15 protein-coding genes are annotated in these 13,903 nt (G+C 68.4%); 11 read left to right on the forward strand and 4 right to left on the reverse strand.

Features of this window, described 5'->3' with window-relative positions:
* Positions 1-36: 36 nt before the first annotated feature.
* Positions 37-435 (forward strand): NUDIX hydrolase, encoded by a 399-nt coding sequence (locus OHA18_RS05095; RefSeq protein ID WP_329002489.1) that lies wholly within the window; start codon positions 37-39, stop codon positions 433-435.
* On the opposite strand, the gene OHA18_RS05100 is transcribed toward OHA18_RS05095, so the two are convergent.
* Positions 436-1,167, reverse strand: a complete 732-nt coding sequence (locus OHA18_RS05100; RefSeq protein ID WP_329002491.1) for a helix-turn-helix domain-containing protein — start codon at positions 1,165-1,167, stop codon at positions 436-438. It lies immediately after the preceding gene.
* A gap of 85 nt (positions 1,168-1,252) precedes the next feature.
* On the opposite strand from OHA18_RS05100, the gene OHA18_RS05105 reads away from it, so the two are divergent.
* The gene (locus tag OHA18_RS05105; protein WP_329002492.1) at positions 1,253-2,104 is read left to right on the forward strand and encodes an NAD(P)H-binding protein; all 852 of its coding nucleotides are present in this window, start codon (positions 1,253-1,255) and stop codon (positions 2,102-2,104) included.
* Positions 2,091-2,855, forward strand: coding sequence for a GNAT family N-acetyltransferase (locus OHA18_RS05110; RefSeq protein ID WP_329002493.1), 765 nt, complete (start codon positions 2,091-2,093; stop codon positions 2,853-2,855). The genes OHA18_RS05105 and OHA18_RS05110 overlap by 14 nt, the downstream gene beginning before the upstream one ends.
* On the opposite strand, the gene OHA18_RS05115 is transcribed toward OHA18_RS05110, so the two are convergent.
* Positions 2,831-3,250, reverse strand: a complete 420-nt coding sequence (locus OHA18_RS05115; RefSeq protein WP_329002495.1) for a DUF4267 domain-containing protein — start codon at positions 3,248-3,250, stop codon at positions 2,831-2,833. The genes OHA18_RS05110 and OHA18_RS05115 overlap by 25 nt on opposite strands.
* Before the next feature lie 89 nt (positions 3,251-3,339).
* On the opposite strand from OHA18_RS05115, the gene OHA18_RS05120 reads away from it, so the two are divergent.
* Positions 3,340-3,897: a TetR/AcrR family transcriptional regulator gene (locus tag OHA18_RS05120; RefSeq protein WP_329002496.1), complete on the forward strand. Its 558-nt coding sequence runs from the start codon at positions 3,340-3,342 to the stop codon at positions 3,895-3,897.
* A gap of 101 nt (positions 3,898-3,998) precedes the next feature.
* Positions 3,999-4,955 (forward strand): hypothetical protein, encoded by a 957-nt coding sequence (locus OHA18_RS05125; protein ID WP_329002497.1) that lies wholly within the window; start codon positions 3,999-4,001, stop codon positions 4,953-4,955.
* 5 nt (positions 4,956-4,960) lie between these two features.
* On the opposite strand, the gene OHA18_RS05130 is transcribed toward OHA18_RS05125, so the two are convergent.
* A complete protein-coding gene (locus OHA18_RS05130) occupies positions 4,961-5,536 on the reverse strand; it encodes a histidine phosphatase family protein (protein WP_329002498.1) in 576 nt (191 codons plus the stop codon).
* Between the two features lie 115 nt (positions 5,537-5,651).
* Between OHA18_RS05130 and OHA18_RS05135 the strand changes: the two genes are divergently transcribed.
* The 6 genes from OHA18_RS05135 to OHA18_RS05160 all read left to right on the forward strand — a co-directional run bounded on the left by OHA18_RS05135 (position 5,652) and on the right by OHA18_RS05160 (position 13,179).
* Positions 5,652-6,674, forward strand: coding sequence for a LacI family DNA-binding transcriptional regulator (locus OHA18_RS05135; protein ID WP_329002500.1), 1,023 nt, complete (start codon positions 5,652-5,654; stop codon positions 6,672-6,674).
* Positions 6,675-6,685: 11 nt separating this feature from the next.
* Positions 6,686-7,981 carry a sugar ABC transporter substrate-binding protein gene (locus OHA18_RS05140; protein WP_329002502.1) on the forward strand — a complete coding sequence of 432 codons (1,296 nt, stop codon included), beginning with the start codon at positions 6,686-6,688 and terminating at the stop codon, positions 7,979-7,981.
* A gap of 215 nt (positions 7,982-8,196) precedes the next feature.
* Positions 8,197-8,970, forward strand: a complete 774-nt coding sequence (locus tag OHA18_RS05145) for a carbohydrate ABC transporter permease (protein WP_329002503.1) — start codon at positions 8,197-8,199, stop codon at positions 8,968-8,970.
* Complete coding sequence (locus tag OHA18_RS05150; protein WP_329002504.1) at positions 8,970-9,782, forward strand: carbohydrate ABC transporter permease; 813 nt, start codon at positions 8,970-8,972, stop codon at positions 9,780-9,782. Before OHA18_RS05145 ends, OHA18_RS05150 begins: the two co-directional genes overlap by 1 nt.
* Before the next feature lie 9 nt (positions 9,783-9,791).
* Positions 9,792-11,366, forward strand: a complete 1,575-nt coding sequence (locus tag OHA18_RS05155) for a glucoamylase family protein (protein ID WP_329002505.1) — start codon at positions 9,792-9,794, stop codon at positions 11,364-11,366.
* Between the two features lie 10 nt (positions 11,367-11,376).
* The gene (locus tag OHA18_RS05160; protein ID WP_329002506.1) at positions 11,377-13,179 is read left to right on the forward strand and encodes a GH39 family glycosyl hydrolase; all 1,803 of its coding nucleotides are present in this window, start codon (positions 11,377-11,379) and stop codon (positions 13,177-13,179) included.
* Here OHA18_RS05160 and OHA18_RS05165 read toward each other — a convergent pair.
* Positions 13,085-13,846 (reverse strand): FadR/GntR family transcriptional regulator, encoded by a 762-nt coding sequence (locus OHA18_RS05165; RefSeq protein ID WP_329002507.1) that lies wholly within the window; start codon positions 13,844-13,846, stop codon positions 13,085-13,087. The two genes, OHA18_RS05160 and OHA18_RS05165, sit on opposite strands and share 95 nt — an antisense overlap.
* Positions 13,847-13,903 lie beyond the last annotated feature (57 nt).

The raw sequence follows: 13,903 nt of genomic DNA on the forward strand, positions 1-13,903 counted from the left end.
TGGCACTTATACACAGAAGGGCTAACCTTCCGGTGCATGGAGCGCGTCGACTGTGTAGGAGCCCTCGTGTACGACGAGGAGCGCCGGCTGCTCGTGGTGAGACGGGCCAACGAGCCCGGCCGGGGTCTCTGGTCCATTCCGGGCGGCCGGGTCGAGCCGGGTGAGGACGATCCCACCGCGGTCGCGCGCGAGGTCGCGGAGGAGACCGGGCTGACTGTGGCGGTCGGAGACCTGGTCGGCGAGGTCGAGCGGCCCGGCCTGCGCGGTCAGCTCTATGTGATTCGCGACTACCAGGCGACGGCGGTCGGCGGGACGCTCACCGCGGGTGACGACGCGTCAGACGCGCGGTTCGTGACGCGGTCGGAGTTCCTGGCGCTGTCCACGACGACGCTGCTCGTTTCCACGTTGGAGCAGTGGAACGCCATGCCGGGTTGATCAGCAGGTGCTGAGCGGGACCTTGCCGGCGGCAAACGCTTTCGGGGTGACGCGCATCAGCGAGCGGAAGTCCGCGATCAGGTGGGACTGGTCGGTGTATCCGGCGTACGCCGCGGTCTCGGCCCAGGGCCGGCCGGCCTGATCGATCAGGCTGCGCACGCGCGCCATCCGGGCGAAATGCTTGGGTGACACGCCGACGTCCTCACGGAACACGCGCCGCAGATAGCGCTCGCTCACGCCGAGCCCGGCGGCCGTGTCGCTCACCCGCCGCGGCGCCGGCATTCCCTCAGCCGGTGGTGCCAGCCCGGCGACGGCGTTGGTCACGAGATCCAGTCGGCCGGGCAACCGAGGCGGCAGCTGACCTACCAGGAAGCCGCGGAGCGCCTCGACCGCCTTGGCCGGCCGGTGACGATCAGCGACGAGGTGCTCGGCGAGGTGCTGCGCCCGCCGACCGACGAGGTCCTCCAGCGGGACGGTCCGGTCGACCAGTTCGTCCGCGGGCGTGCCGAGCAGCGCCGTCACGCGTCCCGGCCGGATCCGGAGCCGTACGCACACCGGCAGATCCTTCGTCTCGTGGTACGCCGCCTGCGTCCGCGGCCCCGCGATCAGTACGTCGCTCTCCCCCGCCCGCGTCATCCGCCAGACCACCGTCGTCGCCGGGTCGGGCGCCAGTACGGTGATCGGCGTGGTCGCCGGCTTCAGCGTGACGGTCTCAATCCACGGGTCGAGCACGCTTCGAGCGTAGTCAGTCGGCCGGGCGGACCGTAGTACCGAAAGTTCCTATCCTGCGGCGGTCCGGGCTGGGCAGGGTGACGGCATGATCCTGGTTACGGGTGCGACCGGCACCATCGGCAGTGAGCTCGTCCGTCAACTGGTCGCCCGCGGCATCCCCGTTCGCGGGATGACGCGCCGGGAGCTGCCTGGTTTCGTCCAAGCGGATTTCGACGATCCCGGATCGTTGCGGAAGGCAATCGATGGGGTGGACGCGGTGTTCCTGCTCAGCGCGCCGGGGCCTCGGGTGCCGGAGCATGACCGGGCGATGGTGGCGGCCGCGGTGGACGGCGGCGTGGGCCGGATCGTGAAGTTGTCGGCGATCGGGAGTACGGACGAGGGGATGCCGGGGAACTGGCACGCGGACGGCGAGCGTGCGGTACGGGAGAGCGGGCTGGCATGGACGATCCTGCGACCGGCCGGGTTTGCGTCGAACGTGCTGCGGTGGCTGCCCGCGATCCGAGGCGATCAGCCGATTCCCAACCAGACCGGGGACGGCGAGCACGCGTTCGTCGATCCCCGTGATGTCGCGGCGGTCGCGGCGTCGGCGTTGGTGTCGGGCGACCACGACGGGCAGACGTACACGTTGACCGGGCCGGAATTGCTGAGCGTGCCGGATCAGGTGGCGATCATGGCCGACGTACTCGGGCAGGCGTTGCGCGTGGGCGACGTACCGCTCGAGGTTCATGCGGAGCAGTTGCGGGTGGCGGGGCTCGACGAGGCGGTGATTTCGGTTGCGCTGCGAGGCGCCGCGTTGATCCGGGACGGTGGGGAGCAGACGTTGACGGATGACGTCGAGCGGGTGCTGGGGCGGCCGGCGGGGAGCTTTCGGGCGTGGGTGGAAAGCAATCGCGCTGCCTTCGGTGATGGGCAACACTTGGCGGATGACCGACGCTGAGCTGGTGCGGGCGATCGAGGACAACCTTGCCGAATTGCTGATGGCGATGGGGGCCGCGGGTGGCGGCGAGCAGCGGGACGACGCCGAGGCGCGATGGACGATCGGTGGGTCGCCCATCGATTACCACAATGCGGTCGTGGCTGCCTACGACGTGGCCGCAGTGGCGGAATCCCTTGCCTTGTTGAAGAAACACGGGGTGCCGGGGAGTTGGCATGCCGGTCCGTCGATGCCGATCTCCCGGGCAGCGATCCAGGCGGCAGGCTTTGTGTCGGGCGGTTCGGAGCCGGGGATGGCTGTGCGGATCGAGGAATTGGTCCCGGCCGACGTGCCCGGGTTGTCGTTGACACGGGTGGGTGACGACGACGCGTTGACGGTGTGGGAGGCGACCCTCGGGCGCGGGTTCGGGGAAGGCGAGCGGGAGGCGCGCTGGGTCGCGTCGGTCTACCGCAAGCTCGGGTACGGCGATCCTTGGCAGCACTACATCGGCTGGCTGGACGGTACGCCGGTGGGCACGGCGACGGTGTTCCTCGGGGCGGGAGTGGCCGGGCTGTACTTCGTGATGACGGTGCCCGAGGTACGGCGGCGCGGGATCGGGGCGGCGATCACGTACGGCGCACTCCGCGGTGCACTCGAGGCGGGCGCGGAGTACGCCGTACTGGGATCTTCGCCGGCCGGGCGGTCGGTGTACGAGCGGCTCGGGTTCCGGGAGTACTGCACGATCGAGCTCTACGAGTGGGCTCCGACCGGCTGAGGTGCTTCGGCGGTACGGCCGGCGCGCTCGCGGAGCAGGAGCGCGGCGTCGATGAGCATGACGACCGCGGTCAGACCGTGGACGCCGAACGCGGTGGCGGCCGGGCCCTCGTGACTCAGGACGGTGATCATGTCCACGACCGGGATCAGCGCCGTGATCGCCATCAGTACGCCGGTCGCGCGCCGCTGACGGAGCGCGAACAGGGCGAGCAGGTTGAGGCCGATGACGATGTCGCGGATCCCCTTCACCGCGAAGTACCCGGAGGCGATGCCGGTAGGCCACGGGTCGATCCCGAACCCGGCGGCGGCGCCGTGCCCGGAGAACAGGAACCAGCTGCCGAAGGTGAGCGGGAAGATGCCGAGCAGGACGGTCAGGACGGTGGTGAAGCGACGCATCAGGGTCTCCTTGATCTAGCAGCGCTAACTTTCCTAGCGACGCTAACATTGCCATTGCTAGATTGTCTAGCGGTGCTAGGATCTGGCTCATGCCGACCGAGTCACGCCGGGAACGGGCCCGCGAGGAGCGCCGTACCCTGATCCTCCGGACCGCCCGCGACCTCGCCGAGTCCGAAGGCTGGGACGCCGTTACCACCCGCCGCCTGGCCGACGCCGTCGACTACAGCCAGCCCGTCCTCTACGGCCACTTCAAGAACATGGACGCCATCGCCGACGCCATCGCCCTGGAAGGCATCGAGGAACTGGCCGCCGTGCTGCAGGCGGCGGACGGCCTGCACGGACTGGCTCGCGCCTATCTCGGGTACGCCGAGACCCATCCGGCGGCGTACGAGGCGATGTTCACCCGCCGCACCGACCTGGTCTTCGGCACGGCCGAGAGCCCGTCGGTCCTGAAGGCGGCGTTCGCCGCCATCCGCGCGGCCGTCGAGCCGTTCGCCGACGCCGAGAATGCGGAAACCCTCACCGAGGTCTTCTGGAGCGCACTCCACGGCCAAGCGACCCTCACCCGCGGCCGCCGCCTCCGCCCCACCCACGCCCAAGCCCGCGCCGACGCACTCACCGCACTCATCACCAACGCTTCGTGGTAACAAATAGCCGCTCTGCGCAAACTAATTACCACAAAGGCGGCGATGGGCCGGCTGTCCACAGGGGTCGGACGGAGTCGGGGGAAATCCGTCAGGCTTGGTGGATGGAGTGGTGGTGGGTGCGGCAGCTCGCGAATGAGGGGATCCAGGTCCTGATCCATCACCAGAACCGGATCGTGTCTCGCGTGCAACTGCAGGCCGCCGGCTGGTCCGAGACCCGGATCCGGCGCGGACTGCGCAGTCGGCGCTGGCAGATTGTTCACCCGGGCGTCTACGCGACGCACACCGGACCCATCGGGTACGCCGAGCAGCAGCTGGCCGCGCTCCTCTACGCCGGCCCCGACGCCGCCTGGAGTCACTACACCGCCGCGGAACAGCTCAGCCTGCTCAGGCCGAGCGGCAACCGGCCCGTCTACTTGACGATCCCGAAGTACCGGAAGGTCCGGCCACGGCCCGACGTCGTCATTCACCGCGACGAGCGCTGGGCCGATCGGCTTGCTGCGGTCATCCCACCACGGCGAACTCCGGCGCACGCCGTGCTCGACATCGTCGGCATCAGCCACTCGGCGGACCAAGCCGCGGCGATGATCGCCGAGGCGTGCCAGAGCGGCCGGGTCAGCCCCGCGGACATCGCGAGCGCGCTGGCCGGCCGTCCGCGCCTACGACATCGGCAAGTGCTCGGGCCGATCCTCAGCGACGTCGCGGCGGGGTCGCACTCACTGCTCGAGCTGCGTTATCTGCGCGACGTGGAACGCCGGCACGGGTTGCCGACCGGAGTCCGGCAGCGTGCGATCGACGGCGAGTTCACCGATGTCTTCTACGCCGGATTCGAGCTGGTGATCGAGCTCGATGGCCGCTTTCATCTCGTTCCGCACCGGCGGTGGCGTGACCTCGAACGGGACAACCGTGCGACGCTGCGAGCCGAAGCGACACTGCGGTACGGCTGGTCCGACGTCACCGGTCGTCCGTGTGAGGCGGCTGTTCAGGTGCTTCGAGTGTTACGCCGTACGCACCCCGGGCTCAGAGCCAAGGCGTGCGGCCCGTCCTGCCCGGTGCGCTGAAGCTGTCAGCTGTTCCAGTGGAGGATGGCGGGGGAGCCTCGTTCCCAGCCGAGGGTTGAGAGGGTGGCGGTGTTGAGGACGAAGTGGCGGCCTTCGGTGGCGTCGAGTTCCAGCCAGCGGGCGGTGAGGGCCCGGAGGGCGTGGGAGTGACCGAAGACCAGGACGTCTCCGGGTACGGCGGCGATGCGGGCGACGACGCGGTCGAGGCGGGTGGTGACCTGGGCGGGGGTTTCGCCGTGGGGTACCGGATCGTCCCAAACCGTCCAGCCGGGGACGGTCTTGCGGATCTCCGCGGTGGTGATGCCTTCGTAGTCGCCGTAGTTCCACTCGACCAGGTCGTCGTCGACCTCGGCGTCGCGGAAGCCGGCCAGCTCCGCCGTACGCCGGGCGCGCTGCCGCGGTGAGGTCAGCACCAGGTCGAACGACTCGCCCGCGAGGCGCTCCTTCAGGCCTGCCGCGACGCGCTCTCCCTCGGGTGTGAGCGGGAGGTCGGTGACGGACGTGTGCCGGCCCGACCTGCTCCACTCGGTCTCGCCGTGCCGGACCAGGAAGACCCGGTCCTCTCGCTCCTGTGTGGTCACGCCTGCATCCTCGCAGACCAGCGGCCGATGGCACGTGAGCCCTTGACCGTTTGAAGGATCCAAGGCAGGGTATCCAAACTGTAAGCGCTTCCACTTTCCCTCAGGAGCGAGCACCGTGGCACCCGGACCCACTGGCCGGCCGGCGACGATCTACGACGTCGCCGCCCGCGCGAAGCTGTCGATCGCGACGGTTTCGCGTGTCCTGCAAGGGACCGGGCCGGTGTCGGCGAAGGCGCGGGCGCGGGTGGACCAGGCGGCACAGGAGCTCAATTACGTACCGTTGCGCGCCGCCCGCAGCCTTGCCGTCCAACGGCACGAGGCGCACGGGCTGGTCCTGCCGGACCTGGCCGGCCCGTTCTACGGCGACCTGCTGATGGGGTACGAACGCTGGGCCGGCGAGCACGGTCAGAGCGTCATCATCACGGTCGGGCAGGGGAATCCGCGCAGCATCCGCGATCTGGCCGGCCGGGTCGACGGGATGGTGGTCCACGCCGACGCGGTCGCCGATCCGACGATCCAGGACCTGCGCAAGGCCGGCGTACCCATCGTGCTGATCGCGCATCCACCGATCCCCGGATGCGACTCGGTGCGCAGTGAGAACCTGCTGAGCGCGGAGCAATTGACCGGCCGGCTGCTGGACAGCGGTCGCAAACACCTACTGTTCGTTGGCGATCCGGCGACGCCGTACGACGCGCCGGCGCGCTACGCCGGGTTCTGCAACGCCCATACCAACCGCGGTCTCGGTGCACCGGAGCCGGCCAGGGTCGAACTCAACGAGGACTCCGGCGCGCAGTTCGCCGAACAGTTGCTGCAGGCAAAGAAATTGCCGGACGGACTGGTCTGCGGCAACGACGAGACCGCGGTGGCCGCGATGAAGGTCCTGCAGAAGGCCGGGGTCTCGATCCCCGGCGACATCGCCGTCACCGGATGGGACGACGTGATGGCGGCCCGGTACGTGACACCGGGACTGACGACCGTGCGACAGCCGATCGCCGAGCTCGGCCGGCTGGCGGCGCAACGACTGCACGAGCGGGTGACCGGCGAACGGTCGCGCGCACGGAACGACGTACTGGCAACAGAAGTGGTGCTGCGGGACAGCTGCGGCACCAACCGGGGGATGCACGCAGTATCCGAGTGAGGAGACAACAGATGTTCACCCACAGCATCCGCCGCCGGCTGGTGATCGGCAGCGTTGCACTCACGGCCACGGCGCTGGCACTCGCCGGTTGTGGCCGGTCGAGCGACTCCCCGAGCACGGGTTCACAGGCCACGACGACCGTCAGCGAAGGCCCCGCGACCGGGAACCTGACCGTCTGGGCGATGGGCACCGAGGGCGAGAACCTGCCCAAGCTGGTGGAGCAGTTCAAACAAGCCAACCCGGGCGTGAACGTGACCGTCACGCCGATCCCGTGGGACGCGGCGCACAACAAGTTCACCACCGCGATCACCGCGAACACGCTGCCCGACGCCGCGATGGTCGGCACCACCTGGATGGGTGAGTTCGCCGACCTCGGCGCGCTCGACCCGACGCCACAGGGCTTCGACAACTCCGGCTTCTACCCGGGCGCACTGGACACGACGAAGGTCGGCGGCACGCAGTACGGCGTTCCCTGGTACGTCGAGACGCGGCTGGTGTTCTACCGCAAGGATCTCGCCGCGAAGGCCGGCTTCAGCACTCCCCCGACGGACTGGGACGGGCTGAAGGCAATGGCGAAGGCGATGAAGGACAAGGCCGGCGCGAAGTACGGGATCAATCTTCAGCCCGGCGGCACCGGGTCGTGGCAGACGGTGATGCCGTTCGCGTGGTCGGCCGGGGCCAACATCACCGGCGACGACCCGAAGTCGTTCACGTTCGACACCCCGGAGATGCAGGAGGGGCTGAAGTACTACCAGAGCTTCTTCACCGACAAGCTCGCCGGGACCGACCTGCCGCCGAACCAGACCGAGGCGCAGTTCGTCAGCGGGCAGGTGCCGATGTTCATCTCCGGTCCGTGGATGGCGGGCTCGGTGGCGAAGGCGGGTGGGGACGCGATCAAGCCGAACATCGGCGTGTTCCAGCTGCCGAAGAACAAGACCGCGACGTCGTTCGTCGGCGGGTCGGACTTCGTGGTGTTCAAGGCGTCGAAGAACAAGGACAGCGCCTGGAAGCTGGTCAAGTGGCTGTCCGACGCGAAGACGCAGGCGTCGTGGTTCAAGCTGTCGTCGGACCTGCCGGCGGTGAAGAGCGCGTGGCAGGACCCGAGCATCGCGTCCGACCCGCTGCTGCCGGTCTTCGGCAAGCAACTCGACGACGCCAAGGCCCCGCCGGCGATCGTCAACTGGGAACAGATCGCGGTCCAGTTCGACACCGAGGTCGAAAAGATGGCCAAGGCCGGCCAGTCCCCCGCCGACACAGCCAAAGCAATCCAAGCCAAGGCCACCGCTATCGGCGCGGGCGGTAGCTGATCCCGATGGATCAGAAGACAGCTCCCGACGAGGCACTGAGCGCCTCGTCGGGAGGAAGTCGAAGGGAGAGCCGGCGCTCGGTTCCTCCGCAGGCCAGGGCGCCACGGCGCAGCGGTCGGCTCGCTCGGCAGACTGCAGCGGCTTGGGTGCTTGTTCTGCCGTTTGTGCTGCTCTTTCTCGCCTTCACGGCTGGGCCGGTGCTCGGGTCGTTGGGGATGAGTTTTACCGATATCAAGCAGCGGGATCTGCGGACGCCGTTCGCGGTGAACGGGGTCGGGTTCGGGAACTACGTCAAGGCGTTCCAGGACGAGACGTTCCGCAAGGCGGCGTTCAACACGGCGTACTTCGTGGTGCTCGGCGTACCGCTCACACTGGTGGTGGCGCTCGCGGCGGCCGTCCTGCTCGATCGCGGGGTCAAGCGGTTCCAGGCACTGTTCAAGGTCGGGTACTACCTGCCCGTGGTGACCTCGATCGTCGCGATCGCGGTGATCTGGCGGTTCGTGCTGGCGCCCGACTCCGGCCTGCTCAACACCGTGCTCGGCTGGGTCGGCATCGACGGCCCCAACTGGCTGGCGTCGAAGACCTGGGCGATGCCGTCGCTGATCGCGATGGCGGTCTGGCGGAACTTCGGCTCCGCGATGATCATCTTCCTGGCCGGTCTGCAGGGCATCCCGCAGTCGGTCGAGGAGGCCGGCCAGATCGACGGTGCGGGCCCTTGGCAACGATTCCGGCACCTGATCCTGCCGTTGCTGCGGCCGACGATCCTGTTCACCAGCGTGACCACCGGCATCGGCTACCTGCAGTTCTTCGAGGAGCCGTTCGTGATGACCCAGGGCGGCCCGCTGAACAGCACGATCTCGGTCTCGATGTACACGTACAACCAGTTCGGCTTCGGCAACTACGGTCTCGCGACGTCGATGGCGTACATCCTGTTCGTCGTCATCGCGGTGATCACGTTCATCCAGTTCCGGCTGCTGAGGGAGAAGTGATGCGCCGCACCTGGTGGATCTACCTGATCGGGGTGCTCGGCCTGGTCGCCGTGGCCGCGCCGTTCCTCTGGATGGTTCTGGGCAGCTTCAAGACGCAGGGCGAACTGCTCCGCGTCCCGCCGACCTGGTGGCCGCACGACGCGACCAGCCAGAACTACAACGATCTGTTCAGCAAGGCGAGCTTCCCGCGCTACTTCCTCAACTCGACGGTGGTCGCGCTGGCCGTGACGGCCGGGAACCTGATCTTCTGCTCGATGATCGGGTACGCGCTGGCCAAACTGCGGTTCAAGGGCCGCAACGCGTTGTTCATCCTGGTGATGGCCACGCTGATGATCCCGGGCATGGTCACGTTCGTGCCGCTGTTCGTGCTCGTCACCAACGCCGGCCTGGCGAACAGCTACCCGGGTCTGATTCTGCCGTTCCTGGTCTCGCCGTTCGGCGTATTCCTGATGCGGCAGTTCTTCCTCGGGCTGCCGGACGACCTGATGGACGCCGGGCGGGTGGACGGCACCAGCGAGCTGGGCATCTTCGCCCGGATCATGCTGCCGCTGACCCGGCCCGCGCTGGCCACGCTCGGCATCCTCACCTTCCTCGGTTCCTGGAACAACTTCCTCTGGCCGCTGGTGATCGCGCAGACCGAGGACAAGTACACCCTTCCCGTAGCCCTGGCGCTGTACTCGACCGGACAGAACGCGCAGAACTACGGCCTGCTGATGGCCGGCGCGGTCGTGGTCGTCCTCCCGGTGCTGGTGATGTTCCTGGCCTTCCAGCGCCACGTCACCAAGGGCATCGCAATTACCGGACTCAAATAGGAGACATTGATGACCGCCAACATCAGTCGCCGCACGCTACTGGCCGCCTCCGGCGCCGCAACTTTGATCGGCACCGCCACACCAGCCTTCGGCGGCACGCCTTCACCAGCTCAACTCCTGAAGGGCAACTGGAGTCCCGGCCGGGCCGACAAGGCTCTCGCCGGGCGGTGGGCCCGGGACACCTGGCGCAGCCTGGTCGCGATGACCGACGAGCACACCGGACTGCCCGCGGACAACATCGGTGAATCGGTCACCGACCCGGTCCGCAGCAACTACACCTCCCCCACGAACATCGGCGGCTACCTGTGGAGCACGGTGGTCGCCAAGCACCTCGGGATCATCTCACCGCAGGAGTCGCTGCGCCGGATCACGCAGACCCTCACCACGATGAAGAACGCCGTACACCACGTGCCGAGCGGCATGTACTTCAACTGGTACGACGAAGCGACCGGCGCGGTCCGGACGGTCGATCCCGACGGCACCAAGCCGATCACGCCGTTCGTGTCGAGCGTCGACAACGCCTGGTTCGCCTGCGCGCTGACGGTCGTTCGCAACGCCGAGCCGCGCGCCCGTGCCCTGGCCGACTCCGTGCTCGGCAGGATGAACTTCACGTTCTACTACAACCCCGACGCCCGTCCCGGCGGCCTGATGCGCGGTGGCTTCTTCGAGACCCCGCCACCGGACGAGGAGACCGACAAGGGCAACCACGCCGGCGTCGGCCCGGACGTGTACTACCGCAAGTTCCACTACGACACCTGCAACACCGAGGCGCGGATCGCCGGGTACATGGGCTTCGCGCTCGGGCAGGTCCCCCACACGCAGTACTTCGCGACGTACCGCACCTTCCCGGACACGTGCGACTGGTCGTGGGTCGAGCAGAAGCCGAAGGGCGTGCACCGGACGTATCTCGGCCTCGACGTCTTCGAAGGCACCTACTCGTACCGCGGCCTGCGGATCGTCCCGTCCTGGGGCGGCGACATGTTCGAGTCGCTGATGCCGGACCTGTTCGTCCCGGAGTCGAGCTGGGCGCCGCGGAGCTGGGGCATCAACCACCCGCTCACGGTCCGCGCGCACATCGAGCACGGTCTCGACGACGCGAAGTACGGCTACTGGGGCTTCTCGCCCGCGTCGAACCCGAAGGGCGGGTACTCCGTCTACGGCGTCGAGCCGCTCGGCATGGACCCGACCGGCTACCCGTCCGACCTCGAGGGCACCAACTTCGACGGCGGCTTCGAGGGCTGCCGCGAGGGTACGAACCCGAACCCGGCGTACGGCGACGGCGTGGTCACCCCGCACGCGGCCTTCCTCGCGATGTCCTACGCGCCGCGGCAGGCGATCGACAACCTCAGCAAGATCGAGAAGACCCTGCACGCGTACGGCGGTGGCGGTTTCTACGACTCGGTCGCGGTGAAGTCCGGGCTGATCGCGAAGCGGTACCTGTCCCTCGACCAGGCCATGGTGATGGGTGCCATCGGCAACGTGTTCGGCAACGACCTGATCCGGCGGAGCTTCGCGAGCCGGACGGTCGAACAACGGATCCGGCCGCTGATCGCGATGGAGCAGTTCGAATCCGGCCTCGAGTAGGAGATTGCAGATGCAGAACGACGCCAGGACCGACTGGGACGAGCGGATCGCGCTCCGCAGTGACGAGGAGCGCGAGTTCGCCTTCCCGGACCTCGATCCACCCAAGGAGGTCAGTGCGGTCGGTGGTGTCGGGCAGGTGACGGTCGACTGGTCGCCGGTCGACGGCGCCTCCGGGTACCTGATCCTTCGGGGCACCGGTGAGCGCGGTCCGCTGGAGCCGGTCGATCATCACAGCGGTGATGTGCTGTCGGTCCCGTCGCCGCCGTACGTCGACACGACGGTCACCCCGGGCACGCCGTACCGCTATGCGGTGGCGAGCGTTCCCGAGGTGACGGTGCTGGACGGGCGCCCGAGCCAGACCGTCGGCGCGGTCCCTCTGGTTGCCGACGGCACCGTTCCGACGGTCGAGCTGACCGTGGACGTGGTTGCCGAGGGCACCGAGCTGGCCAGGCCCTGGGTGCCGATGATCGGCAGCGAGCGGCTCAGCCAGCTGCTCTGCAAGGACACCACCGGCGGGCACGAGATCGGCGTCGAGCTCGAGGACGCGCTGCGCCGGATGCGCGACGAGATCGGGGTCCGCACGGTCCGGGCGCACGCGATCTTCCACGACGACACGCACGTGATCACCGAGTCCGGGTACGACTTCTCCGTCGTGGACACGATCTACGACAAGCTGCTCGCGATCGGCCTGCGGCCGGTGGTCGAGCTCGGTTTCATGCCGCGCGAGCTGGCAAGCGATCCGGCGAAGACCGTCTTCGAGTACGGCGCGATCATCTCGCCGCCGGCGTCGTACCAGCGCTGGCACGACCTGGTCCGCGCGCTGGTCCAGCACCTGGTCGACCGGTACGGCCTCGACGAGGTGCTGACCTGGGACTTCGAAGTGTGGAACGAGGCGAATCTCGAGGTCTTCTGGTCCGGCACCAAGGCCGAATGGATGCAGCTGTACGACGTGTCGGCGGCAGCCGTGAAGTCGGTCGATTCCCGTCTCGCCGTTGGCGGCCCGTCCTCGGCGGCGGCCGGGTGGGTGGACGACCTCCTCGACCATGCCAAACGGTATGGCATGCCGGTCGATTTCGTTTCCACGCACACCTACGGCAGTCCGCCGCTCGACGTCCGGGCATCGCTGGAGCGGCACGGGTTCTCCGACGCGCGGGTGCTGTGGACCGAGTGGGGCGTGACGCCGACGCACTTCAACCCGATCAACGACTCGGTGTTCTCCGGAGTGTTCCTGCTCCGCGGGATGCGGTCTGCGGCCGGCCGGATCGACGCGCTCTCGTACTGGGTCGCATCGGACCACTTCGAGGAGCTCGGCCGGCCGCCGCGGTTGCTGCACGGCGGATTCGGGCTGCAAACCGTTGGTGGACTGGCGAAACCGCGGTACCACGCAATGACACTGCTGAGCCGGCTTGGCCCGGTCGAGCTGCCGGTGACGCTCAGCGGCGACGGTGGCGGCAGCCTGATCGAGGCATGGGCATCACGTGACCGCGACCGGATCGCCGTACTGGTGTGGAACCTGACCCTCGATCAGACCAAGGCGGACGGTACTCCGGACCTGACCAGGACCGTCCAGGTCCAGCTCCCCGGCATCGACCCGTCCTGGCAGGCAACGGCCACCACCCTGGCGATCGGCGTCGGCGACATCGCAACGGCCGCCGAAGGTCTGCCGGATTGGCCGGCCGACGCCGAGTTGGCCGACCTCGCCGAGCGGAGCCGGCTCGTCAGTACTCCACTGGAGTTGCACGACGAAGCGGTCGAACTGTCCCTCCCGATGCCGAGCGCAGTTCTGCTGGAGCTTCGTCCTCGTCGAGATTGACCGCTTCCTGAATCCAGCGCTCCACCCCGGCGATGTGCACCGTCGCCCAGGACCTGGCCACTTCCGGCTCGCGCCCCTCGATCGCGTCGAGGATGGCGCGATGCTCGGCCAGCGTCCGGGCGACGGCGTCGCTCTGCGTCAGCCCCCGCCAGATCCGGGCCCGGTACGTCGGTTGCCGCAGACTGTCGATGATCGAGGCCAGCGCGCGATTGCCGCTGCCCAGCGCGACCACCTTGTGGAACTCCACGTCGCTGGTGAGCAGGTCCTCGACCGACGGTTGCGGGCCGAGATCGTCCAGGAGTTTGCGCAACGCGGCGATGTCCTCGTCAGGCATCCGGAGCGCCGCCCGGGCCGCCGCGGCCGGCTCGAGGATCCGCCGTACCTCGAAGAACTCCAGCACCGACGCGTCCTGGTGCAGGTCGAGGACGAAACCCATCGTCTCCATCAGCAGCGACGGGTCGAGGCTGGTCACGAACGTGCCGTCGCCCTGCCGGACCTCGAGCACCCGGATCAGCGCGAGCGCCTTCACCGCCTCGCGCAACGAGTTCCGGGACAGGCCGAGGCGGGCGGCCAGATCCGCCTCCCGCGGCAAGCGATCACCGGGCCGCAGCTCCCCGGCCACGATCATCTCCTTGATCCGGTTGATCGCTTCGTCGGTGACGCGCATCGCCTCACCTCCTGAGTCTGCTGAGACATCCGATGTTCCAGCACGATACATCGGATG

It is taken from the genome of Kribbella sp. NBC_00709, assembly GCF_036226565.1.
GTDB lineage: Bacteria > Actinomycetota > Actinomycetes > Propionibacteriales > Kribbellaceae > Kribbella.